Genomic DNA, 23,109 nt, shown 5'->3' on the forward strand with positions numbered 1-23,109 from the left:
CGCCGACGATCCGTCCTGACTTTAGCTCAGCACTTGCTACACTGCAGGCAGAACGGAATCCTTATAATCTTCGTTCCTGGTGATCATTGCCCAGATGGATCGAGCCATTTTGTCGGCGAGGGCGATCGCGACGAGCATGCGAGGTTTGCGCGCCAGTATCCGTGCCAGCCACGAGTTCTCGGGTGGGGCTTTCCGGCATGCCCATCGAATGACGGTCATCGCGCTAATGACAAGAAGCCTGCGGATGTCGCGTTGTCCCATCTTCGATGTTCGGCCGAGAACCTGCTTCCCTCCGCTCGAATGCTGTTTTGGCACCAAGCCGAGCCAGGCCGCAAAATCTCGCCCCCTTCGGAAGGTCACCATGGTGGGCGCGAAAGCCTCGACTGCCATTGCGGTAATCGGTCCCATGCCGGGCATGGACAGGAGGCGAGCGGTGCTCTTCGAACGCTTCGCTTCCGATCTGAGCGCCTTTTCCAGGGATGCGATCCGAGAGGAGAGCGCGTCTATTTGATCCAGATACAGTCGGCCGGTCTCTACAACGATGAGCTCGAGGCCGGCCTCGCTATCTTCAATAATCTCCGCCAGCAAGGCCAGATTCGCGATGCCTTGAGGTGCAATGACACCATGCTCGGCCAGATGTGCTCTAAGGGCATTGATAAGCTGCGTTCGCTGACGGACGAACAAGTCTCGCGTCCGGAATAGCATGGAGCAGGCCTGTTGGGATTTAGTCTTCGGAACCACAAACCGCATTGACGGCCGGGTCTCTGCTTCAACGATCGCTTCTGCGTCGGCCGCATCATTCTTCTGCCGTTTGACAAAAGGCTTCACGTAAGCCGGCGGGATTAAGCGAACATCGTGGCCAAGTTTGCCGATCTCACGCGCCCAGTAATGCGCTGTGGCACAGGCCTCCATCGCGACCGTGCATTTGGGCAGTTCCGTAAAGAAGGTGACCAGTTGGCTGCAAGACAGTTTCCTGCGCAAGACCACACTTCCATCGCTTCCCGCGGCATGAACCTGAAACACCCGCTTTGCAAGGTCCAGGCCGACGATGCTAACTTCCTTCATGGATGCTCTCTCCTCTAAGTGACGTTCTGGCGAACATCACTCTGGCACATTGCGATGCCGTCGGGATGGGGCATCCACTCCATCAGCTCTCAGCGTAAATCAACAGCTAAGAAACAAGATTTCTTGAATGACGATAGGTGAAAAACCAAATGAGCGGCGGTCTCCAACTGGCCAGCTTCGTGTCGATATGTAGTGGTCGGTCGACACCGATCTTATCGCGACAGGCGACCTTCGTCGTCGATTAGCGTCAGCCGGCAAGGCGCCGCATCGCTCCACGTCCAAAGGACTAAATTGGCATCGTCTCGGGCCGCGCCGGGTGCAAAGCTCCTCACGATCAATCCATGATAGCCGGCAGCGGCAAGCCGACCGGCGAAGGCTTGCGTCTTCGCCTCTCCGGCCGTTTTCATCTGATCGCGCCAAGTGCGATCCGCCAAATCCGCATCGTCCATGCCTTCAGCGCGCAGGGCGATATCGTCCCGCGTATCGAATATGCGTTCGAAGACCGCACCATAGGAGACGAGCGTCGTGGGTTGCAGGGAGCCGGCCTGATTGGCTTCACGCAACGCCGTGACGATTGACAGCGACGTATAGAGTGCCGGCGTCCCCTTTCGGTTGAACCGACCTCCATAGAGTTCGGCGCCGCGTCCCGACATCGGCTCGCGCGCATAGATCGGGTTGAGCGCCCGGTAGAGTGTTCCTCGAAGCTCCGTCGGCACCGTCAGGCGTGAACGCCGGCATCGATGGCGTCGATATAGTCGAGAACCTCGTCGGCACGGCCGTCGCGTACGAGCTGCATCGCCGTGAAGCCTGAAAAGCCGGGCAACGGTTCGGAGCGATACCAGGCATAGGCCATCAGGGCGGAGCCAAACCGAGGCTCGACCTTATTGACGATCTCGGTCATTTCCCGAAGACGCCGCTGCGTCTTGTCCGAGCGAATGCGATCCTGCCGCTGGATCGCGTCCTTCCCGAGCCCTGCGGTCCGAGCGATCTCTTCGCTCGTGGTGCGCAGGGCACTGGCGATCTTACGCGGCGAGAAAAGCCCGCCATCGGCATATTGGGCGAGGTCCATCTCAAAAACCTCCGTTCGATGCACCATGGATTATGACGCAATATAGCGTCAGAATTCGCGGAATTCAATGAGGGGGGAAGAGGAGATAAGAATTGGAGAAAGATGCCGCTCGCAGATCGGGCGAACTGCTGACACAAGCTCTCAACGGCGCCTCGTACTCCCGGCTGTCGTCCTGCGCAGCGCTGTGAGCCCTGCTGGGCAGGCTAGGCAGGAGAGGCTCGGCGCACTTGTACCAGCCCGCTCGCTCGCTCGGCGTCGACGGTCTCAATATAGAGTAGGAGTTTGCATTGACGTTAAGCTTCAGATCGCGGATCGTCGGTTCGGTTTCGAGGTGATGCACGAGTTCTCGCGGTGAGCGTGTGAACATTACGCGGTTGACATCACCATCGGCTTTATCGTTAGCCTGCTTCAGCAGAGGTTTTTCAAGATCTCCGCCACCAAGGCTTCCGGGCGATCCTCCTGAAGCAGATGTCCAGCTTGGGGAACAGAGACCAATGGGCGATCTGATATCATCGCTGCAAGGGCCTCGCCCCTCTCGCAGGGAATCCAACCATCTTCCCGTCCCCAAAGCACGGTGACAGGGCAATCCAGCCGGTCATACAGGACTTCGACTTCATCGGTGAACCGCTGGTCCATCTGCGCTATCTGCCTGTAGAATGCCGGCTGACCCACCGGCCCAAGCCAGGGCGCGATGTAAATCTCCAACGCTTGCTCGGATAGGGGATTATAGGCTGCCGTCTGCAGATAGGCCCGCAGCAGCGCCCGGTGCATGTAGTCCGGCATTCCCGAAAAGGCGGTCTCGTGCTTTCGGACGTGCTGGACGAAGGCCGATCCCCAGGGCGCCAAGGCAACGGCATCGAATATTGTGAGCGAGCGGTAACGCAGGCCGTTCAAATAGTATCCGCGCAGCGCTGTGGCGCCGCCAAAGTCGTGCGCCAACACGTCTGGACGGTCCAGGCCCCACTCCGCGAAAAGGCGTGCCAGCACCTTGTTGTGCACCGCCAAAGACACGTCCTGGCCGTCCCGCATCTCGGATAGTCCGTAGCCAATGAGATCGAAATAATAGACGGTCCTCCAGTCGGTTAACTGCGGCACGATCCTGCGCCAGACCTGTGATGAGAAAGGTGTTCCATGTATCGCCACCAGAGGCGGGCCATTCCCCACCCTACCCCATCGAATGGCATTTCCTTCGATAGTCGTTGTATAGGGAACGTTCAGCATGACGATAGTTCCATATAGCACGTTCGCTAAGTGACAATATGATTGAAGGCCATGGAGAGATCAACCCAAATGAAGGCGATGGCGAGCGAGCAGCGCTTGAAAGTTCTCAAGCTGCTCATCGATCCCGCCGAACACTTTGGCCACCAGTGGTCAGCTGACCCGGAAGAGTTCGGTGTGTGCATGACGCTGATCGCCGATGCGCTGGCAGTGTCGCAACCCACGGCCAGCCGACATCTGGATATTCTGAGGCAGGCGGGCTTCCTGACAGTGCGGAAGCACCTGAAATGGTCGTATTGCAAAAGGGATGAGGCTAATATCAGCGACTATTTCGAGTGGCTCAGAAATGAACTCTCTTTAAAGGCCTAGTGCCCGCCGCCATCACTGGATATTTTTTCACCGGAAGAAGCAGCTAGCACGTCAATCCACCCGCTGGTTTTCCCTCCAATCTTACGGAAGTAGCGACGCGCATGACCACTTTGTCTTGGCGGTGTTTCCAGTTCGTGCGAGCCTCTAGTTCACGCAAGCGCGTGCGGTGAGAAAATCCAGCAGGACCTGCACGCGCGCCAGCAGGGGACCGCCCTGGCGGACATAGATGGCATGGAAGGCCTCCGTATCGCCAGGGCGAGACGGCACGGCGCTTCTGCGTCAGTTGCCTGCACGCACTGATGCGTCGATACGACGCTCTCTGGTGCTGCCGGCGGGTCGATGGATACAGAATGGTACGCGGTTCGAGTCCGTTCAAGGCGCCAAGGAGAGAGGAGGTTTTCCACCTTTCGAACCACCAAGCACGACATGAGATATGGTGCGCGTCGGCGTTACTTGCTCGCGACCTGCAGTTTTGCCTGCTCCAAAGACCAGTACTCCATGTCGAACAGGTCGGCCTCGCCGACGGGTTTGAAGCGCCCATAGGCTTCGGCGGCGTTGATTGCGCGCGCTGCCTGCTCGCAAAGGTCACCGCCGATCTTTGCGGCCCTAGCGTTGGCGCCGAGGGCGTACATGCCTTTTCCACGCACCAACACCACACGAGGATAGGCGTCCAACATATGTTTGGGCTCGCTGGTGCGAGTTGCGTTGCGTGCGAAATAGGCCCGGTAGCGCTCGGCATAAGCGTCAAGCGAAGTATTGATAGCGTCCTCGCTCGCGTCAGGGGCGACAATCATCGGCCAAGGTTTGATGCGGATGACATGGTCCGGCGTGATGGTTCCGCGCAGGCCAATAGCCTCCACGTCCTCAATCGATGTGTGCTCGCGGATCGCGACGGTGGAGCGGTAGTCGAGAAAGACGCCCTCGCCGAAGGGTGAGCCCCCGCGAGCAAGGGCCTTTTCCAGCCTCGCCCTCAACGCGGGATCCTCTTCGCCGTCGCTCGGCTGCGGGCCGGAGAGCATCACACCGGCACGCGCAAGTTCCTTCTCGGCCATAGTGACGAATTCAACCATCAATTCATAGGAAGTCCGGGCATTATCGGCGAAGCTGAAGAGGCCATGGTTCTCCAGCCAGAGACCCTCGCAGCCCGGATGCTCGCGGTAGATGCGATCTGCGACGATGGAAAGGTCGAAGCCCGGCATGACATAGGGCACATAGGCGAGCCGCTCGCCATAGATGCGCCGCACCGTCTCGCGCATGTCCGGCTGGTCGGCCAGCGCCAGGATCGCCGTTGCATGGGTATGGTCGACGAAGGCGAAGGGCAGAAAGGCGTGCAGCAGCGCCTCGACGGAAGGATTGGGCGCATCCGCATCGATCAGGCTGGCCCGCAGCAGCGATACCATGTCGGGATCCGACAGCTTGGGGCCGTTGCGGGTTTCCAGGAGCGGTTCGAGACGCACCGCCGGCAGGCCCGGTGCTTCGATCGTGTCGAGATCCCAGCCGCTGCCCTTGATGTGCATGAGCGTTTCGCCGCCAGCGGACGTCACCTTGACGGACGTATTGCCGCCGCCATGCAGCACGAGGTCGGGATCGCCACCGATGATGCGGGAGGTGTAGATGCGAAGGCCGAGGGCCTCGCTTTGTCCCGCCGCGCGCGCGGCCTCAACATAACGGGCTGCATCCTCGTCGTTCCAACGGCTTTTCATGCGTGTCGTCCTGTCCTTGAAGAAAGTTCGGCGGGCAGCCGGAGCCGCCCGCCGTCCATGTGTGATCAGAAGTCGAAGTTGGCGATGTTGTCCTTGGTGAAGACGGTGCGCTCCGGCAGCAGGATGATACCGTTGCCGTCGCCTTCGTAGTCGTAGCCCTGCACCTTGTTGGCCGAGACTTCGACGGTGCCGACGCCCGGAATTTCCAGCTTGTCGCCGACCTTCATCGGACCGTTCTTCAGCACGTGATCGGCAACATAGACCGAGATCTTGCCCTGCTGCGTGACGTCCCACAGGCCGAAGCGCTGGATCGTGCCGCGCTCGATATAGGGGCGCATGACGTTTGGCGTGGAGAAGCCGACGATGGTGACGCCTTCGGCGCGCTTCAGGTTCTCCGCTGCCTGCGCGGCGGCCGGCAGCGCGTTGGCGTCGGGCGCGATGATCGCGTCGAGGTCCGGATAGGTCTGAAGGATGCTTTCGGCGGTCTGCAGCGACTTCTGCGCGTCGTTGTAGCCGTACTGGGTGGTGACGATCTCCCAGCCGGGATGTTCCTTCGCGATCCTCGCCTTGGCGGCTTCCGCCCAGGCGTTCTGGTCGGTCACGGTCGGGCTGGAATAGAAGAAGGCGACCTTGGCCTTCTCCTTCGTCACGCCTTCAGCGGCCATGTCGACCAGCAGGCCCCCGAGCTGCTCGGGCGTGCCCTGGTTGATGTAATAGCTGCGGCAATCCGGATTGACGTCACTGTCCCAGGTCATGACGAGCACGCCGCGCTCCATGGCGCGCTTGAGGGCCGGGCAGAGGCCGTCCGGAGAGACCGAAGAGACGACGAGCGCGTTGTAACCCTGGTTGACGAAGTTGTTGATGAACTGCACCTGACCGGAAACGCTGGGTTCCGTCGGGCCGTCATAGGTGACCTTTGCACCGAGCTCTTCGCCGGCCTTCGTCGCGCCGGCGCCGCCGGAGGTGAAGAAACCGACGCCCACCAGCTTGGGGATGAAGGCGATCTGGTTTTCGGCGCGCGCCGTGCCGGCGGCGAGCATGGTGCTGGCAAGAAGTGCTGCGGCGATGGCGCCGGATTTCACAATGGACTTGATCATTCTCATTCTCCTCCTGAAGTGACTGCCGCCCGGGTCTGTCTTTTTTGCCGGGCGACGGCGATGAAATCGGCCAGCATTGCGCTTCCATGGCGCAGTGCCACCGCGACAACCAGCAACCCTCCCGAAAGTGCGCTGGAAATCTGGCTGGGGACGCCGGCCGCCTGCAGGCCCTGCTGCAGGTAGCCGATGACGAATGTGGCGATCAGGGTGCCGAGGATGGATCCCTGGCCGCCATAGATGGAGGCGCCGCCGAGCACGGCCGCCGTGACGGCGGGCAGCAGCGTCGCCGAACCGAGGTCGACGCGCGCGGAGCCGAAATAGGCCGACATGACGAGGCCGGCGATGGCAGCCGAAACGCCCGTGATGACATAGGTGATGGTCTGCACGCGGCCGACCGGGATGCCGGCAAAGCGCGCCGCGCTTTCCGACTGGCCCGAGAGGAACACGGCGCGGCCGAAGCGGGTGAAGTGCAGGAGCACGACCAGCACGAAGGCGAGCGCGAGAAACAGCGCGAGCGGGGCCGGCAGGCCGAGGACTTCCGCATAGCCGAAGGCGTTGAAGGCTTCCGGGAAATTGCCGATCCCCTCGTAGCCGCCCGCGCCGACGAGGCCGGAGGCGACCGTCGCCGTGCCCTGGAAGAGATAGAGGCTGCCGAGTGTGACGACGAGCGGCTGGATCTTCGACAGGTGGATGACGGTGGCGTTGAGGAGACCGCAGAGCGCGCCGGAGACGAGCGCCAGCGCAATCGAAAGTGGCAGCGGTACGCCGTAGAAGGTGGCGACGCCGAAGACGATGGCGGCAAGGCCGATCACCGAGGCGAAGGAGACGTCGATGCCGCCGGCGATGATGACGAGGGTCAGCGACAGGGCGACGATGCCGATCTGCACGAAGTCCGAGGTGCCGTAGATCAGGTTCGCGACATTGAGAAAGCGTGGATTGATGATGCCGAAGATGACGAGTTCGGCGACCAGCATGGCAAGGAGCGCGGTTTCCCAGCGGAAGATGAGTTTCTTCATCGGCCGGCCTCCACGGTGCGCGCCGTTGTCGTTTCAGCGGATTGGGCGGGGCCGCGTTCGTGCAGCGCATAACGGCGGGCGCGGATGCGGCGGTCGATGATCTGGCGGATGCGCCCGTCGAGCAGCAGGACCGAGAGCAGGATCGCGCCGGCGATGAAGTCGTTCCAGTAGGCGGGGATCTTCAGGAAGACGAGCGCGCTGTCGATGGAGGTGATGAAGATGACGGCGGAAAAGACGCCCGCGACCGAGCCGGTACCGCCAAGCAGGCTCACCCCGCCCAGCACGTTGACGGCGATGGCCTTCAGCTCGATGCCGTTGCCGGCCTGGTTGGGGATGAAGCCGATCTGCGCGGCGAAGACGAGGCCGGCGAGCGCGGCGCACAGGCCTGTCGCGACGAAGGCGGTGAACTGCACGCGTTTCACTGGTACGCCGAGATGGTGCGCGGCGGCGCGGTTGTCGCCGACGGCGTAGAAATAGCGGCCGAAGCGTGTCTTGCGAAGCACGAGCCAGGCGACGACGACGAGCGCCAGCACGACGACGGTCAGCGCCGAGAAGCCGGGGCCGAGATTGGCGGCGAGCGCCTTCAGGCCCTGCGGCAGGTCCTCGATCCAGCGTCCGCCGGTCAGCACGAGCATGGTGCCGCGATAGAGGCCGAGCGTGCCCAGCGTGGCGACGATGGAAGGGATGCCGAGATAGGCGACCATCAGCCCGTTGAAGGCGCCGGCGGCGGCCCCCGTCGCAAGGCAGAAGACGATGGCGAGCGGCAGGCCGACGCCGGCATTGAGCGACAGGCCGAGCACAGCGGCGCTGAGGCCGAGCACCGAGCCGCTGGAGACGTCGATGTTTCGCGTCAGGATGACGATCATCGTGCCGAGCGAGATCAGCATCAGCACGAGGCTGTTGGAGACGACAACCGAGGCCGTCGTACGGGAGAGGTAGCCGGGCGCGGCCGCGCCGATGGCGGCATAGGCGACGGCGAGCACGACGATGAGCGTCGCGACGCGGTTGCGCGCGAAAAGGTCAAGCATGGCGGGCCTCCGCGGCGCCGAAGGCGAGGCGGGCGATAGTGTCCACCGAGATATTGTCCGTCAGCTCCCCGCCGGACTGGCCGAAAGCCATGACCTCGACGCGGTCGGCGAGTTGTAATATCTCGTCGAAATCCGAGGAGATGAGGACGATGGCGACGCCATCGGCGGCGAGCTCGCGGATGAGATCGTAGATGTCGTTGCGGGCCGCCATGTCGACGCCGCGCGTCGGCTCGTCGAGGATTAGCACTTTCGGCCGGGCGGACAGGCACTTGGCCAGTAGAACCTTCTGCTGGTTGCCGCCCGAAAGGCCGCGCGCCTCCTGGCCAGGGCCGGTGCATTTGATGCCCATGCTGGCGCGGAATTCGTCGAAAGCCTTCCGTTCCGCGCCGGGGCGCAGGAAGAAGGGCAGGCGGTGTACGAGATAGGAGGAGACGTTCCAGAAGAGTGGTGCTTCGAGGAAGAGGCCATGCTGCTGGCGATCTTCCGGCAGGTAGACGAGGCCGCGGTCGATGCAAATGCGCGGCGAGCGCTTCTTCAATTCCATGCCGTCGAAGACGACGCTGCCCGCCGCCTGGGGGCGCAGGCCAAAGAGCGTTTCGGCGAATTCCGTGCGCCCCGCGCCGACGACGCCGGCAAGGCCGAGGATTTCACCGGCCCGCACGTCGAGGCTGATATTACGGAAACCCTCGCCGCTGAGACCGCGCACGCTGAGGCGCGGTTGGCCGATCTGCGAGACCTTGCGGCCGGTGCGGTCCTTGCCCGAAGCCTCCGTGATCTGCACGCGGCTCATCGCGTCGATGATCTCGGCGTCGCTGTAGTCGTCGAGCGGGCCCGAGAGCACGATGACGCCGTCGCGCAGCACGCTGATCGTGCCGCAGATCTCGCGGATCTCGCGCAGCTTGTGCGAGATGAAGAAGATGCCGACGCCCTGCGCCTGCAATTTGCGCACGCGCTGGAAAAGCGCGCTCGTCTCGAAGGGGGTGAGGGCGGAGGTGGGTTCGTCGAGGATCAGCACGCGCGCATCGCGCACGAGGCCGCGCAGGATCTCGACGATCTGCCGCTCGGCGATTTCGAGGGCGGCAGCCTGGGCGTCGAGGTCGAGCGAGACCGAGAGCTCGGTGACGAGCTGCTCCACGCGCGGGCGCAGTGCCTTGGGCGATGCGGCGAGGCCGAGGCAGATGTTTTCGAGAACGCTCTGGTTGGGCAGGATATGGGCTTCCTGCGGCACGAGGTAGAGGCCGAGCTCCTGGGCATGGGCCGGCGAGGCATGGGCAAGCCCCCGGCCGTTGATCTCGATCGCGCCGGAATTGGCCGGGATGATGCCCGACATAATCTTCATAAGGCTCGACTTGCCGGCGCCGTTGCCACCGAGAAGCGCATGCACCTCTCCGGCCCGCAGGGCGAGCGAGACGCCCTTCAGCACCGGAACCGCGCCGTAGGACTTCCAGATGTCCGTCAGCTTCGCGACCCTCCCGGTCGCCGGGCTATCCGTCATTCTGCACCTGTTCATATGTAATTCTTGTCAATCATATGATCATAGTGGTGCAGGGTCGTCAATATGCTCAAATCGCGCAGATAGGCCACGCGAAGCCGATATTCCGCTGCAAAATATGAATTATCAGCCGAAATCAAGGAATTGCGATGGCAAAGAATATTTTGGCGCGCGGATACGTTGACGTATCAAAAGTTTTTTTGTTATTCAGATGATCGTAAATCGACCGAAAGGGCCGCTTGCATGGCGTCGGATAACGGGGAATGGAGCTACGCCGATACGGACGAGGAGATCCTCACCCGCATCGCCTGGTATTACTACAACGACGGGCTGACGCAGAACGAGATCGGCGAAAAGCTTAACATGTCGCGCATCAAGGTCTCGCGCCTGTTGGAAAGCGGCCGTCGCTCCGGGATCATCCAGGTGCGCATCAATTCGCGCTACCAGGGCTGCCTTGCGCTGGAGCGGCAGATCAAGGAGCGCTACGGGCTGCTCGAGGCCTATGTCGTGCCGCAGCTTCCCGATCAGGACCCCAGCGACCGGCTCGGGCAGGCGGCCGCGCAGTTCCTCATGCAGCGGCTGCAGACCGACGACCTTCTGGCTGTCGGCTGGGGCGCCACGGTATCCAACACCATCCAGAGGCTCGGCCATCTCGCCAACGAGCGCAATATTGGCCTCGTCAGCCTCACCGGCGGCGTCGGCACCTATGTCGACGGCATGCGCACGGCCAACTGGGGCAGTGGCGTGCACCTAGTGCCCGCGCCGCTCGTCGTGCGCGATCCGGACGTTGCACGCAACCTGTCCTCGGAGCCGGCCGTCGCCAACCTCCTCGACATGGCGCTCAACGCCACCTACCAGCTCGTAGGCATCGGCGAGCTTTCCGCCGCCTCCACCGTCGTGCGCTCCGGCTATGTCAGCCCGGACGAGGTGGAGCCGCTGCGCCGCAAGGGCGCGGTCGGCGATATCCTCTGCCAGTTCTACAACGAACGCGGCGAACCGCTCGACCTGCCGTTGCACGACCGGGTGATCGGCGTAAAGCTCGCGGCCTTGTCGCGCGCCGAAAAGGTCGTGGCGGCGGCGGGCGGCATCCACAAGGTCGGAGCCATCCACGCGGCGCTGCGCGGAAAGTTCGTCGGAATCCTCATCACGGACGAAACGACGGCCGCCGGCCTCATCGATATCAAGGACTGAGTCCATGACGACGACATATCTGCTGGCGGTCGACGCCGGCACTGGCAGCGGCCGGGCCGTGATCTTCGATGAAAACGGCAATCAGATCGCCAGCGCACAGCACGAATGGTGGCACAAGACCGATCCCAGATTCCCCGGCTCGATGGATTTCGACGTGGAGGGCAACTGGGCGCTGCTGTCGCGCGCCATCCGCCAGGCCATCGCCGAGGCCGGTATTGCGGCTGCCGACATCCGAGCCGTTAGTGCCACCAGCATGCGCGAGGCTTTCGTGGCCTATGATAGAAGCGGGCGGGAAATCTGGGCCTGCGCGAATGTCGACAGCCGCGCCGTCAGTGAAGTGCGTGACCTCAAGCGCGAGTTTCCGGGCCTTGAGCGTGACCTCTACGCCGAAACCGGCCAGACTTTCGCGCTCGGCGCGCTGCCCCGACTCTTCTGGCTGAAGCGCAACCTGCCAGACGTCTATGCCCGCATCGACAGGATCAGCATGCTGTCCGACTGGGTCCTGGCGCGCCTGTCCGGCGTCATCGCCAGCGATCCGTCCAACGCCGGAACGACCGGCCTCTACAGCCTTGTGAAACGCGACTGGCTGCCGGAAGCGATGGCCAGGGCCGGTATGCGCGACGATATCTTCCCCGAAAGCGTCGAGCCCGGTACGGTCATCGGCCGCGTCACGGAAAAGGCCGCGAACGAGACCGGCCTTGCCCCGGGCACGCCCGTCGTCATGGGCGGCGGTGACTGCCAGAGCGGCGCTGCGGCCATCGGCGTCGTACACGACGGCGACTGCGCCGTGCTCGGCGGCACCTTCTGGCAACAGGTGGTGAATGTCGGCCCTGATGTCTCCGACCCGTCCATGGACCTGCGCATCAATCCGCATGTCGTGACCGGCCTCAACCAGGCCGAGGCGATCAGCTTCTTCGTCGGCATCGTCATGCGCTGGTTCCGTGACAGTTTCGGCGCCGAGGAAGTGGCGGCGGCCGGGCCCGGCGGCGATGCCTACCGGCTGCTGGAGGAAAAGGCGGCGAACGTGCCCGTCGGCGCGCACGGCATCATCCCGGTCTTTTCCGACGTCATGCAATACGGCAACTGGTACCACGCGGCCCCCTCGCTGCTGAACCTGTCTATCGATCCGGAAAAATCCGGCAAGACGGCAATCTTCCGCGCACTGCAGGAGAACGCGGCAATCGTCGCGGCGCGCAATCTCGCGGCCATCTTCAAGCTGTCGGGCAAAACGCCGGACAAGATTGTCTTTGCCGCCGGCGCATCGAAATCCGCCCATTGGTCGCAGATCCTGTCGAGCGCCACCGGCCTTCCGGTCGTCACCCCCGTCGTGAAGGAAGCGACGGCGCTCGGCTGCGCGGCCGCCGCGGCCATCGGCATCGGCTTGCGCCAAAATTTCGTCGAGGTGGCGGACGGCTGGGTGCGCTAGGACAGGCACTTCGAGCCGGATTTCAGGCACAAGGCCATCTATGACGAGGCAGGCGAGCGCTGGGCACGGGCCTACGCGCTGCAGCGCCAGCTCGTCGACGAGGGCGTCACCACCGCCATGTGGAAAGCGCCGGGCCTTTGACCCTTTCATCCAGGACTTCAACATATAGCAGGGAATAAGACATGCTCATCCAGATGGTCAGCATCAACGTCAAGCCGGGCCATGCCGCGGAGTTCCTCGAGGCGTTCCGCATCAATTACGAGGGCACCCGGCAGGAGCCGGGCAATGTGCGCTTCGACGTGCTTCGCAATCCCGAAGACGAAAACAGCTTCACGATCTACGAAGTGTTCACCTCGCCGGAAGCCGTCGATGAGCACCGCAAGACCCCGCACTATCAGGAATGTGTACGCCGGATCGACCCGATCCTCGCAGGCCCGCGGACCAAAACCTTTTTTAATGCCGAAATGGCGGATTTCCTCGGTACCTAAATCAGTTAACCGCGCGTGGCGCGACAACGTTTTCGTCTGGCGCTCAGGGGATGAACGTCGGCATAGCGTGAAGCTCAAAGAGCGACCGATGCCAGCGCAGGCCCCGGCTTGGACTATGCCGCGCTTGCGTCGGAAGCCGTGAAACCCGGATGATATTTGGCATCCGGCCTGAGTGGTCATGATCATAGGCGGACGGAGACACTGGCTCTGAAGCGCCGTGGATCAGGACGGATACGTTCTCGACGAGATCGATCAGACCCGCCGCAACACGGCGTCAGATCATGCCTGCAGTGATCATAGATCACACAAAGGCTTAAACAACCGCGCCAAACTCGCACCTACCGCGGCGCAAACGGGAGCGTATGATGCAACGGTTTCGCTCCCCAGGCACGCTGCGACGTTTCGTAAGCGTCTTTTCGGCAGTCCGAAATCTCTTCGTCCCCGCTCGCTCCAAACACTCAGCCATCGCCGCCTATCTCCATCGTCTCGGAGCGATGGCACATTGGAAGGCAGTCACCGGGATAGCGGTATAAGCCAACCAGCACGCAGATAATGGACTTGCTCAAGGTAACCTGACATCACCGCTACACGAGATATCGCTGAAGAATTAGGCGACGAGTGGGTCCGATCCTTTCAGGACAGTTACGGCATCAGTTAGCTGGTCCCCAAGAAGGTCGCTTATTATCGACTGCGCGACGAGTTCCACTGACCGGGATTGGCCTCAGTATAGCTGGAAAAGAACAGTGAATCGATGCACTTCAGATTCTGCTATTTGTCGTCGGGGTCGCCGACTCATAAGGAGCGTTCAGATTTGGCTGAAGCGAGTTTCACGGCAGCAGGGTCGTTTTCGCGTCGACGGTAACGACACGTTACCGATCGTCGACCGGTTCGGCACCGGCTACGTCACCATGGATCAGATGGGCTTGCACTACGCGATCCCGGAAGGTTCTCCGCTTCGCCTGCGCCAATGCCTCTACCCTTCAACGACTTCGCTGATCTGCACGATGGGGGCGATGTCCGTGTAGTTGGCGACGTCCGCGGAGATCTCCGCGCGGTGGGGGCCCAACGCCTCCTGGAATGCCGCCAGGGTCGGCGAGTAGACGTGGCACACGGCGACGAACTCCGGCGCGCTTCCAGGTTCGCGCCCCGCAAGGCCCTTATCGATCTCGTAGCGCAGGCAGGCATCGCCGAGCCGTTCTTGGATCAGTGGCATATGGCTGATGCGGTAGTAGTCGTGATCGAACTTCGAACCGCCATCGGCCGGATAGTAGACGCTCATCTTGATCATGGTCGTGCTCCTCTGCCTGAACGCCTCTCCGAGCGTTCGAGGGGCCTTTTTAGCTTTCCGGCTCGTAAAGCGCATCCAGATTTTGGCTGAAGCGAGTTTGACGAAAGCAAGGTAGTTTTCGCTGTGCTTTTCGAAACGGGTGGCGACGTCACAGAAACGCTTGAGTTCGCTGAAGGAGAGATCGATGAGGTAGGCTCAGCACTGTTGCGAAGACAAGAAAAGCCGCGATCGAGCGGTCTGGCCGTTTGAGGACCACACCATTACGGCCCTAGTGCGAGCCGGGCTGAGCAGCGTGACACGCCCACTTGTGATTAAGCGTCGAGGGTTGACCCCCTTCGGCGCAGAAGAATTACCCCTGCCTTGTTAGATTAACATGCTGAGCAATTTGTTGTTTCTCCGATGTGACTGTGGTCAGCTGCCGGCGCCGATGGTGGGGTCAAACAACACGCCGAAAGACCAACCACGGGGTCGGGAACAAGCGTGGATCCACAGCAATTGCCGGACCTATTAACCGACGGTTTTTGCCTCTTGTTCCGATGGCCGCCCGCTATTCCATCTCCTGCAGTTTCGCGGCTCGCCCCATCGTGGAGTGCATCCCCTGGAGCGTACACGTGCCAGTAACCAAGGTGACACCTGACAGCGCGCTGACCTCTTACAAGGTTGCTCTGAACAAACCATGAGTTTTGGCGTTCACGCAAAACTCAACTTGCAAGGACAACGCCATGCCTCTGGCACCGCAGATTATTTTCGACGTAGTTACGAAGTCCGTCGCAGTGATGTTTGATCGCGATCTGGTGACTCTAGAGGGACCATTCGCAAGCCGCACCGAGGCGATGGCGGCCGCCATGGAGGAATGTGCCAAGCGCGGATGGCTAAGTGCTGATCGCGCGGGCCGCAGCGAAAAGTAAAAGTGCGCTAACGTCTCGCCGTCAACAAGTTCAAGCTGCTGTCCTGGGCGGAGGCCAGGCCTTCGCCCATTGTGTTTGCCGAGAGATGGTCCGGGACTAATCGCGTTGATGAGTTTGCGTCGTTGACCACCATCGTCAACGGCCACAAGCGGAACTGGCTCAATGAACTGCCGCCTTGGTACTTTCCGGTTGAGTGTCGTGTGCAAAAAAAACGCAGTTGGGGCGGAGTTCGGCAGAAGAGCGCCAGCTTTCTGTAGGAGCTTGATGTAATGCGGAGCTCAGTGCACGAACGCCACGAAACACCTCACGGTCGGCTCCACCTCTCATGCGTAACTGCCTTTGGCAATGAGTGCTTGGCTCCAGCGGTTCCCAAGTTCGCGAGACGGTTCCCGCAGCTCGACGTCTCAATTGAACTTGGCATCGGTTGGTCGATCTCATTGGAGAGTGTTTCGATGTCGCCATCCGGGTAAGGCCGTTGAACGATTAATCCCTGATTGCGCAAGGGATTTTCACACAGAGGATCGTGTTCGTCGCTACTCCTCAGTTTTGCGAGCAATATGGAACACCCAGAACCTTGGACGAGATAAGAACGTGCCCATCCGTTACACAGCTCAGCGGGGAATGGGGACGCGTTCACAGATGATTTTTGCATCAAGGAAACATCACTGATTTCGAAGTGCCGCAGCATCTGACCATGAACTCGCCGCGCGCGGTTGGAAATGCTTGCCTAGCGGGAGGGGGCTATTCCCTCATGGGAGATTTCATGGTCGCCCGGGATATATCAGAAAACCGCCTTGTGCGGCTCCTGCCGGACTACGAACCCATCGAGCAGCCGATCTTCGCCTTCCATGCTCAGCGAAGTCGCATCCCACGTAAAGTCGGGGTATTTATTGACCACTTGGCGGAGGTCTTTAGTGGCACATTGCCAGCTGAGGTCCCGGACATTCTTTCCAGGTAAAATTTCGTTTGTCCCCAGTCACAAGGAGCCTTTTCCAGACGCGGATGGCACGCGGTTTACGGGAGATGCAGGCGAGCGGTATGCGGGGGCTGGGGAACATTCCGTAGAAATATGGGCGCCGGTGCGCGCCATATGATTGCGCGCGGTTCTCGCTTCGGAACTAAAAATAATGCGCGCCGTTCACCGCTTGACCGATGTGATGGAGGTAGAAATGTCCAAGAGACTCGTCGCGCTGTTTACAGTTTTCGCATTGTCGGCTCTGCCTGCGGTGGCCGAGGATGCAAAGATTCGTCCGGAAGACGGTAGGAAACCGTCCGAGATACTTTCTGCGGTCGAAGGGCGCCCAGATTTTACCCGACTTCACGAGATGTCGTGGAACGACCGCGGGTATTACGAAATCGAGTACCGAACGAAGGACAAGGCCCGCGTCGAGATCAACATTGATGCGAAGAGCGGTCAGCCTGTCGAGCAGGAGTAGCGAGCCGCTCTACCGTCTAACAGGCGACTGGTGATGTGGCGGCCCGATGCTCAATCCAGCAGCTCAGGGGGAACTTTGCCGCCATTGGCAGCGAGCTCCTTCAAGAGGGCTTTGTGCAGCCAGATATTCATGCGGGCGGAGTCGTTCTTGTCGCCGGTATAGCCCAATTCCTCGGCAAGTTCCTGACGTTCCTGCAGGCTTGCGTCCATGCCAAGCGCCTTCATCATGTCCACGATCGAGTGGCGCCAGTTGAGCTTCTGGCCATTCTGTTTCGCTGCCTCATCAAGAATGACAGCAACGTCAACGGGGTCAGGCCGCCGCATGGATGCGGGTTCAGCGTTAGCTCCGCCGAGTGTTGCTGCGACTTCGCTCTCGATGCTTGGCGTTGATGCTGTGTCTGTCTGCGCCGTTTCGACATCGCCCGGAAGAATCGTGTTCGTTGTCGCTGTTTCAAGCGCGGGCGTCTCCAGCGCCTTGCCGAAAAGCTTTTCCTTGATCGAGGTGAAGATCTTCATTGCCAATCCCTATTTTAACCAACCCTGTCTCGAAGCTCTTCCGAGATGAAATATGGTACGGACCAGCCTTGGCAAGTACGCAGTCCTCAGACCCTATGCTCTCCGAATTCCTGCTGCAGACATCAGCCTGGCTAACTTCGCGGGATCCACGAGCGCGCCAGTCTCCAGTTTCGTGATTTCCAATTCGGTTAGCCCGGACACGAGCGAAAGCTGTTCCACGCTGTAGCCGGTCGACTTCCGTAACTCGGCAATCGGATTTGAAACATTTATCGTCATGCGCGTCTCCTGTTGTTGCGCTGCAATATAGGTCTTTCGCAGTGCGCAACAAGAGGGTTGAACAGCCTGAGTTTCGTAGACGCTCGCGAGTTCGATTTTGTTCGCGTCAATTCTAGCTCAGAGGAGGCTGGGAACATTCTCTGCCCACGTGCGTATTTCCACATCTTCACCCTGAAATGGCAGGCTGACGCAATGACTCTTTACACCATGCTGGTCTCCCATCCTCTATCCTACGCTGTCTATCGCTTCTTCTCGTCGTTCCCGATTGCCTGCTTCTTTCTGGCCCTCTTGACGGATGTTGCGTTTTGGCAAACGACCAACCTGATCTGGCTTCACTTCTCGGAATGGCTGCTCCTTGCCGGTCTCGTGTTCGGCGCGGTCGCCATCATCGTCGCGCTCATCGCGCTCGTTGCGCGATGGTACGGCCCAACTTGGTTCGGGTTGCTGGGTCAGGGCACTGCGTTTGCGCTCGCGGTCCTCAACAGTTTTATCCACACTGCAGACGGCTGGACGGCGGTCATGCCTTATGGGCTCACGGTTTCCATCGCCACAGTGCTCGTCATGGCCGTTGCAGGTCTTGCCGGTCGCAGAGGAGGTGCAAATGTCTAAGGCCCGCATTTCACTTGTGACCTTCTCACTTGTGACCTTCTTCGCCGGTGTTGTTCTCGTCGGCTGCAGCGGTAGTGAAGGTGAGTTCGAAACGGCGCAGCAAATTGGACCCGATCCGGTTCTGCCGGAGCCCTCGCAAAGTCTCCTCCCGGACCTCAACGTCGCGCCGGTCGTCGGCTGGAAGGATGGCCAACTTCCGAAAGTTCCGGATGGATTGACGATCACCGTCTATGCGAAAGATCTTGCCAATCCGCGCACCGTTCATACGCTTCCAAATGGTGACATCCTTGTGGTTCAATCGAAGGCGCCCGCCGGCAAACCGCTCGAACGACCGAAGGACATCATCCGCGGCTGGATCATGTCCATGGCCGCAGGTGATGCGGGCGGTGGCGGTGAAACAAACCGCATCACCCTTCTGCGGGACAGCGATCGGAACGGCACGGTTGACGAGCGCGTCGACCTTCTGGCCGGCCTGAATTCGCCGTTCGGTGTCGCCTGGTACGAGGACACCCTCTACGTCGCTGCTGCCGATGCGATACTCGCCTATCCCTACAAGCTTGGCAGTGGCGCCATCACAGCGCAGGCCCGGATCCTCACGCCGTTGCCTGGCGGGCCCATCAACCACCATTGGACCAAGGATCTCGCCCTCAGCCCCGACGGACGCTTCCTGTACGCTTCGGTCGGATCCAACTCCAATGCCGGCGAGAGGGGGATCGAGGCGGAGAAGGGGCGTGCTGCAATCTGGCAGGTCGATCGCCAGACGGGTGCCGCAAAGGTTTTTGCGTCGGGTATTCGCAATCCCAACGGGCTCAACTTCCATCCCCAGACGGGCGCACTCTGGACTGTGGTGAACGAACGTGACGAGCTCGGCCCGAATCTCGTTCCGGATTACATGACTTCCGTGAAGGAAGGCGGCTTTTACGGGTGGCCCTGGAGCTATTACGGCCAGCACGTCGATCCGCGGGTCCGTCCGGAACGCCCTGATCTCGTCGAAAAGGCGATCTCGCCCGACTATGCGCTGTCGAGCCACGTCGCGGCCCTTGGTCTTGCCTTCACCAAGGACTCTGCTTTGCCCGAGGTGTTTCGCAACGGAGCTTTTGTCGGAAACCGCGGTAGCTGGAACCGCAATGCTTTCAACGGCTACAAGGTCATCTATGTGCCGTTTGTCGATGGAAAACCTTCTGGCAAGGCACAGGATGTTGTTACCGGTTTTCTTGAAAACGACCAGGTCCATGGGCGTCCGGTCGGACTTGGAATCGATGGCACGGGGGCGTTGTTGATCGCGGACGATGCCGGAAACACCGTCTGGCGCGTCGCCGCGGCCGATGGGTCAGTGACAGCGCAGCCAATACCGAGCGACCGGGTAGCGACCTCTGCCGTGATAAACGAGGATCACGGTTCGACGGGGGATGGCGCCGAGGAACGAAGCGACTCTCAAACCGACATTTCACCGGCGGTTTCACCAGAGGACGGTCAGTAGTCGGCTGGAGCGAGGGCCAAGGGGAGTGGATGGACCCTCGACCGTCTACGGGGAGGAGGGCTTCTCTCCCGAGATCCTAGCGGCCGTCAATGCGATGTCACGCCGCGACGAAGAGGCCTGGGAGGATTTCGTTCGCCGTGCGGCTGCAAAACACCTTGGCTCGGCCTGTCAAACCGGCCGATCTCGAGGACAACGTCGCACAGGTTCAGATGCTGGGGGAGGATGGCGCGAAGTACGCGGAGGGACTTGTGCTGTTGAGCACGTTACGAAAATTGTAGAGAGCAAGGTGCTCCACCAAACCGACTGCCGGACTAAAACGTTCGTTCATCGATCATACGGGCGATCAACCGGGATGAACCCTTCCGAGAAAGTCGCGGGCAAGATGAACCACATCCTCGAGGTGGGTTTCGAGCAGCCAGTGTCCACCATCGAGAAGATGCAGTTCAGCCTCCGGAAGATCTCGCAGATAGGCACGCGCCGAGCGTTCCGGCATATAGTGATCGTTGCGACCCCATACGATGAGTGTCGGTGGCTGGTGTTCGCGCAGGTATTTGCGATGGTCCGGAAACCAGGCCCGGTTCTGCTTTAGCCACGCGATCAGGTCGATGGCGATTTCCTTGCGTCTTGGCGTGACCAGCGACCAATGGAGCTTCCACAGATCAGGCGGGATCGCTGCTGCCAACTCCGGTTTCAGGTCGTTGAGGAACTCCTCCCTGAACGCCTCTTCCGTCACCGCCCCCGCCAGGGCCTTCTTCATCTCGGCAGTCGGAAGCGTCCATGTCTTCTCGATATCCGCATATTTCGGACCCAGCGCGTCCTCATATGGAATGTCTCCATTCTGGATGATGAGAGCAACGATGCGGTCCGGTTGCCGGATCGCCAGCCGTGCCCCGATTGGCGATCCGAAATCGTGAAGGTAGAGCACGAAACGGTCGATCCCGAGGGTTCCGACGAAGGTCTCCAGGAAGGCAGCATATCCATCGAAGCTATAGTCGAAATCGTCAGGGGTTGCGCTGTAGCCTGCGCCCGGGAAATCCGGCGCGACCAGACGCCAGCGATCCGCAAGGCAAGGCATGAGATTGCGGAACTCATAGGAGGAGCAGGGATAGCCGTGTGGCAGCAGGATGACCGGGGCATCCCGTGGGCCAGTCTCGCGATAGAAAGTGTCGGTCCCTCCGACCGAAACACGACGATGCCGAACGAGCGTATCCATTCGAAGTCTCCTCAAACCCACTTTCGTTTCGTTTTGATGCCAAGAGTGGCACCTCCCGGACAGGGTGCTGCGCATAGAGGGCGACGGGGGTGCGCGCGAACACAGCCTCTCCAAGGCTTCCCGCATCGATAAACAGGCTCCCGCGTGCGATGTTCCGATCAATTCGGCGCGTTTTGATCCGCAATATCGCGAGCAGAGAAGTAGGCGGCCAACGCCGAGATGTCGTTCGCTTCCAGCTTGGCGGCGGCGCGGGTCATCACTTCTTTGAACGGTCCCCCGCCGCGCTTTTTCTCGACGAAGAGCCGAAGCTGGTTTGCGAGATAGGCGGCGGGTTGGCCGGACAGGCGGGGGTAGCTGGGGTTTGCTTCGGCTTTGTCGTGACAGGACAGGCATGCGGGAACACCACGGCTCGGATCGCCTTTTAATGCGAGCGTCTGGCCCCGCTCGAATAGATCGCCAGCCAATAGGGGCATTGGATCGGCGCCTTCGCCCGCGAAATGATGGGCAAGGTCCTTTAGCTCTGCCTCGGTGAGTTTCTCGATGGCTACGGCCATGACTCCGCTACGGCGCGTTTCGTTGGCATAGGCGATGAGAGCCTGTTCGAGGTAGGTGGAGGACTGCCCCGCAAGCCGAGGAATGAGGCTTTCGGGCCTGAGACGGTCTGGTGCATGACAGCCATTGCAGGTCGCGATGAGCCGGTCCATCCCCTGCGACGCGATGGCGGTGAAGCCCGTTAGTGCGCGGTATTGATCGCCATCGAGCTCCGGATACCGGCGCAGGAAAGCAACCATCGCCCACGCCTCATCTTCGCGATCTGCGACTGGCCAGGCGGGCATGCCCGTATAGCGAACGCCATGCTGGACGATCAGGAACAGCTCCGCGTCGCTCCAGGTTACGATCTTGTCCTTGAGATCGGGCGGTGGTGGCAGCATTTTGGCGACGCTATCCGGCCTCGGCATGGCGGGCGAGCCGTGGCAGACAGCGCACCCGGCTTCGAAGTGCCCGGCCGCCATCGGCAACATGCCCTTCGTGAAGGCTGGAACCTTCGTGCCGATCGCGGCGGAGCGGACCGACGATCGCATCACCCAGTGCAGGACGATGTCCGTGATCCTCCAATGGCCTGTGCTCGCCTTGATGCTGATCAGTCCGGACCAGGTGACGAGGAACGCCCCCAATATGCAGGCAACTAGGACGCCGACGACATGTCTCCACCTGATCACCATCGTGGTCTCTCCCGCAGCGTCTCGCCATCTCGCAAGACGCCGGCAAGAAGCAGGATGCCGCCCAGGAGGTAGGCCAGCGCCCCGACCATCAGCATAACGACGCCGCCGATCTGCTGGTCGGCGGCAGCAGACAATGGAATGCCGAAACAGGTGATATCGCCATCGCCATAAAGCGGACGCGGAGCGAGTGCGAGCAGCACCCCGAGTAGGGTCATGTGCAAGGAGGTGAACAACAGCCCGGCCGTGCCGGCAAGGCGCCCGTCTTTCGGTCGAAAACAGGCATGCCAGAGTAGGACGCCGGCCACCAGAAAGCTTGCCTGTTCGACAAGGGACAGGATGAGGCTGGCATCGGCGCTCGTCCGGAAAGTGGGAAAATGCCAGAACCAGACGACAACGAGCTCGATGAACGACGCGAGCATGGGGCTCACCCTGAGCATTCCCGGAAGTGGATCGAACCGCGTGTCACGAAAGCCGTAAGCGATGAGCGGCGCGGCCACTGCGACGATCCCCATGTGGATCACCATGTGGGCCGTAAACGAGCCGCTACCGAAGCTGGCAAAAAATAGCGCAACCATCACGGAGAGCAGCACGAGTCCCAGGAGGCGTGCGATATATGTCATGGCTGGCACGCCTCTATGAAGGCAAGGGGCACGGCGACGAAGATCACGGCCACGAAGCTGAGGCCGGCGAGAAGCAGGGTCGCGAAGCCCTGGAAAAGCAGGCGGTCTTTGCGGGTCGGCTCGTCATGCGGCGGGTCGCCCGAGCCGAAGCCCCATTGCCGCCAGGCGAGATAGGCCGAGAGCACGATGCCCGACAGGGCAACCAGTGTGACAGCACAGAGGGCCAACCGCATCGCCTCGAAGGAAAAGGGGGGCGCACCCGCCTTGGCACAGAAGACGGCGGCCGTGACATAACAGACGAGGAAATGCAGCGCCCAGATGGTCGGTGCGGTGAAAAGCGTCCAGAGGCTTTCGACGTCCTTGGGGATGAGGCGCATTG

The 23,109-nt window shown here is 61.0% G+C and carries 26 protein-coding genes and 2 pseudogenes; 11 read left to right on the plus strand and 17 right to left on the minus strand.

The window, feature by feature from the left end:
- Positions 1-36: 36 nt before the first annotated feature.
- From GR138_RS28650 to GR138_RS28665, 4 genes are all read right to left on the minus strand, one after another.
- Entirely contained in the window at positions 37-1,065 is a 1,029-nt protein-coding gene (locus GR138_RS28650) for an IS110 family RNA-guided transposase (RefSeq protein WP_160862681.1), read from the minus strand.
- A gap of 212 nt (positions 1,066-1,277) precedes the next feature.
- On the minus strand, positions 1,278-1,718 hold the full coding sequence (locus GR138_RS28655; protein WP_246200815.1) for an RES family NAD+ phosphorylase: 441 nt from the start codon (positions 1,716-1,718) through the stop codon (positions 1,278-1,280).
- Positions 1,719-1,783: 65 nt separating this feature from the next.
- The gene (locus tag GR138_RS28660; RefSeq protein ID WP_160862683.1) at positions 1,784-2,134 is read right to left on the minus strand and encodes an MbcA/ParS/Xre antitoxin family protein; all 351 of its coding nucleotides are present in this window, start codon (positions 2,132-2,134) and stop codon (positions 1,784-1,786) included.
- A 408-nt stretch (positions 2,135-2,542) separates the two neighbouring features.
- Positions 2,543-3,355 (minus strand): alpha/beta fold hydrolase, encoded by an 813-nt coding sequence (locus tag GR138_RS28665; RefSeq protein ID WP_160862684.1) that lies wholly within the window; start codon positions 3,353-3,355, stop codon positions 2,543-2,545.
- A gap of 69 nt (positions 3,356-3,424) precedes the next feature.
- On the opposite strand from GR138_RS28665, the gene GR138_RS28670 reads away from it, so the two are divergent.
- Positions 3,425-3,721: an ArsR/SmtB family transcription factor gene (locus GR138_RS28670; protein ID WP_202402904.1), complete on the plus strand. Its 297-nt coding sequence runs from the start codon at positions 3,425-3,427 to the stop codon at positions 3,719-3,721.
- A 144-nt stretch (positions 3,722-3,865) separates the two neighbouring features.
- On the opposite strand, the gene GR138_RS28675 is transcribed toward GR138_RS28670, so the two are convergent.
- The 6 genes from GR138_RS28675 to lsrA form a co-directional block, all read right to left on the minus strand.
- The gene (locus GR138_RS28675; RefSeq protein WP_420853731.1) at positions 3,866-3,988 is read right to left on the minus strand and encodes a hypothetical protein; all 123 of its coding nucleotides are present in this window, start codon (positions 3,986-3,988) and stop codon (positions 3,866-3,868) included.
- 182 nt (positions 3,989-4,170) lie between these two features.
- Positions 4,171-5,424: a class II aldolase gene (locus tag GR138_RS28680; protein ID WP_160862685.1), complete on the minus strand. Its 1,254-nt coding sequence runs from the start codon at positions 5,422-5,424 to the stop codon at positions 4,171-4,173.
- Between the two features lie 65 nt (positions 5,425-5,489).
- A complete protein-coding gene (gene lsrB / locus GR138_RS28685; protein ID WP_160862686.1) occupies positions 5,490-6,521 on the minus strand; it encodes an autoinducer 2 ABC transporter substrate-binding protein LsrB in 1,032 nt (343 codons plus the stop codon).
- 2 nt (positions 6,522-6,523) lie between these two features.
- Positions 6,524-7,537: an ABC transporter permease subunit gene (locus GR138_RS28690; RefSeq protein WP_160862687.1), complete on the minus strand. Its 1,014-nt coding sequence runs from the start codon at positions 7,535-7,537 to the stop codon at positions 6,524-6,526.
- Positions 7,534-8,565: an ABC transporter permease subunit gene (locus GR138_RS28695; RefSeq protein WP_160862688.1), complete on the minus strand. Its 1,032-nt coding sequence runs from the start codon at positions 8,563-8,565 to the stop codon at positions 7,534-7,536. Before GR138_RS28695 ends, GR138_RS28690 begins: the two co-directional genes overlap by 4 nt.
- Positions 8,558-10,060, minus strand: a complete 1,503-nt coding sequence (lsrA, locus tag GR138_RS28700; protein WP_160862689.1) for an autoinducer 2 ABC transporter ATP-binding protein LsrA — start codon at positions 10,058-10,060, stop codon at positions 8,558-8,560. The genes GR138_RS28695 and lsrA overlap by 8 nt, the downstream gene beginning before the upstream one ends.
- Positions 10,061-10,300: 240 nt before the next feature.
- On the opposite strand from lsrA, the gene GR138_RS28705 reads away from it, so the two are divergent.
- The 4 genes and pseudogenes from GR138_RS28705 to GR138_RS30735 form a co-directional block, all read left to right on the plus strand.
- Positions 10,301-11,248, plus strand: a complete 948-nt coding sequence (locus tag GR138_RS28705; RefSeq protein WP_160862690.1) for a sugar-binding transcriptional regulator — start codon at positions 10,301-10,303, stop codon at positions 11,246-11,248.
- Positions 11,249-11,252: 4 nt separating this feature from the next.
- A pseudogene (gene lsrK, locus GR138_RS28710) lies at positions 11,253-12,815 on the plus strand (autoinducer-2 kinase).
- A gap of 41 nt (positions 12,816-12,856) precedes the next feature.
- Positions 12,857-13,162 (plus strand): antibiotic biosynthesis monooxygenase, encoded by a 306-nt coding sequence (locus GR138_RS28715; RefSeq protein WP_160862691.1) that lies wholly within the window; start codon positions 12,857-12,859, stop codon positions 13,160-13,162.
- A 151-nt stretch (positions 13,163-13,313) separates the two neighbouring features.
- Positions 13,314-13,695, plus strand: a pseudogene (locus GR138_RS30735) (IS6 family transposase); the annotation flags it as partial.
- A 440-nt stretch (positions 13,696-14,135) separates the two neighbouring features.
- Here GR138_RS30735 and GR138_RS28720 read toward each other — a convergent pair.
- Positions 14,136-14,450, minus strand: a complete 315-nt coding sequence (locus GR138_RS28720; protein ID WP_160862692.1) for an EthD family reductase — start codon at positions 14,448-14,450, stop codon at positions 14,136-14,138.
- A gap of 722 nt (positions 14,451-15,172) precedes the next feature.
- Here GR138_RS28720 and GR138_RS28725 point away from each other — a divergent pair.
- From GR138_RS28725 to GR138_RS28740, 4 genes are all read left to right on the plus strand, one after another.
- On the plus strand, positions 15,173-15,358 hold the full coding sequence (locus tag GR138_RS28725; protein WP_160862693.1) for a hypothetical protein: 186 nt from the start codon (positions 15,173-15,175) through the stop codon (positions 15,356-15,358).
- 269 nt (positions 15,359-15,627) lie between these two features.
- A complete protein-coding gene (locus GR138_RS31000) occupies positions 15,628-15,828 on the plus strand; it encodes a LysR substrate-binding domain-containing protein (RefSeq protein WP_420853732.1) in 201 nt (66 codons plus the stop codon).
- 206 nt (positions 15,829-16,034) lie between these two features.
- Positions 16,035-16,316: a LysR substrate-binding domain-containing protein gene (locus GR138_RS31005; RefSeq protein ID WP_420853735.1), complete on the plus strand. Its 282-nt coding sequence runs from the start codon at positions 16,035-16,037 to the stop codon at positions 16,314-16,316.
- A 211-nt stretch (positions 16,317-16,527) separates the two neighbouring features.
- Entirely contained in the window at positions 16,528-16,794 is a 267-nt protein-coding gene (locus tag GR138_RS28740) for a PepSY domain-containing protein (protein WP_160862696.1), read from the plus strand.
- A gap of 50 nt (positions 16,795-16,844) precedes the next feature.
- Here GR138_RS28740 and GR138_RS28745 read toward each other — a convergent pair whose 3' ends face one another.
- Entirely contained in the window at positions 16,845-17,309 is a 465-nt protein-coding gene (locus GR138_RS28745) for a DUF3597 domain-containing protein (RefSeq protein ID WP_160862697.1), read from the minus strand.
- A 93-nt stretch (positions 17,310-17,402) separates the two neighbouring features.
- Positions 17,403-17,585, minus strand: coding sequence for an XRE family transcriptional regulator (locus GR138_RS28750; protein WP_160862698.1), 183 nt, complete (start codon positions 17,583-17,585; stop codon positions 17,403-17,405).
- A gap of 57 nt (positions 17,586-17,642) precedes the next feature.
- On the opposite strand from GR138_RS28750, the gene GR138_RS28755 reads away from it, so the two are divergent.
- Together GR138_RS28755 and GR138_RS28760 are read left to right on the plus strand one after the other, a co-directional pair.
- Entirely contained in the window at positions 17,643-18,194 is a 552-nt protein-coding gene (locus GR138_RS28755) for a DUF2231 domain-containing protein (RefSeq protein WP_246200809.1), read from the plus strand.
- Positions 18,187-19,674, plus strand: coding sequence for a PQQ-dependent sugar dehydrogenase (locus GR138_RS28760; protein WP_160862699.1), 1,488 nt, complete (start codon positions 18,187-18,189; stop codon positions 19,672-19,674). Before GR138_RS28755 ends, GR138_RS28760 begins: the two co-directional genes overlap by 8 nt.
- A gap of 343 nt (positions 19,675-20,017) precedes the next feature.
- On the opposite strand, the gene GR138_RS28765 is transcribed toward GR138_RS28760, so the two are convergent.
- From GR138_RS28765 to GR138_RS28780, 4 genes are all read right to left on the minus strand, one after another.
- Complete coding sequence (locus GR138_RS28765) at positions 20,018-20,887, minus strand: alpha/beta fold hydrolase (RefSeq protein ID WP_160862700.1); 870 nt, start codon at positions 20,885-20,887, stop codon at positions 20,018-20,020.
- 158 nt (positions 20,888-21,045) lie between these two features.
- Positions 21,046-22,110, minus strand: coding sequence for a c-type cytochrome (locus tag GR138_RS28770; protein ID WP_160862701.1), 1,065 nt, complete (start codon positions 22,108-22,110; stop codon positions 21,046-21,048).
- Positions 22,104-22,730 carry a cytochrome c oxidase assembly protein gene (locus tag GR138_RS28775; RefSeq protein ID WP_202402905.1) on the minus strand — a complete coding sequence of 209 codons (627 nt, stop codon included), beginning with the start codon at positions 22,728-22,730 and terminating at the stop codon, positions 22,104-22,106. The genes GR138_RS28770 and GR138_RS28775 overlap by 7 nt, the downstream gene beginning before the upstream one ends.
- The gene (locus GR138_RS28780) at positions 22,727-23,107 is read right to left on the minus strand and encodes a hypothetical protein (RefSeq protein WP_160862703.1); all 381 of its coding nucleotides are present in this window, start codon (positions 23,105-23,107) and stop codon (positions 22,727-22,729) included. The genes GR138_RS28775 and GR138_RS28780 overlap by 4 nt, the downstream gene beginning before the upstream one ends.
- Positions 23,108-23,109 lie beyond the last annotated feature (2 nt).

Origin of the sequence: Shinella kummerowiae, assembly GCF_009827055.1 — a bacterium.
Lineage (GTDB): Bacteria > Pseudomonadota > Alphaproteobacteria > Rhizobiales > Rhizobiaceae > Shinella > Shinella kummerowiae.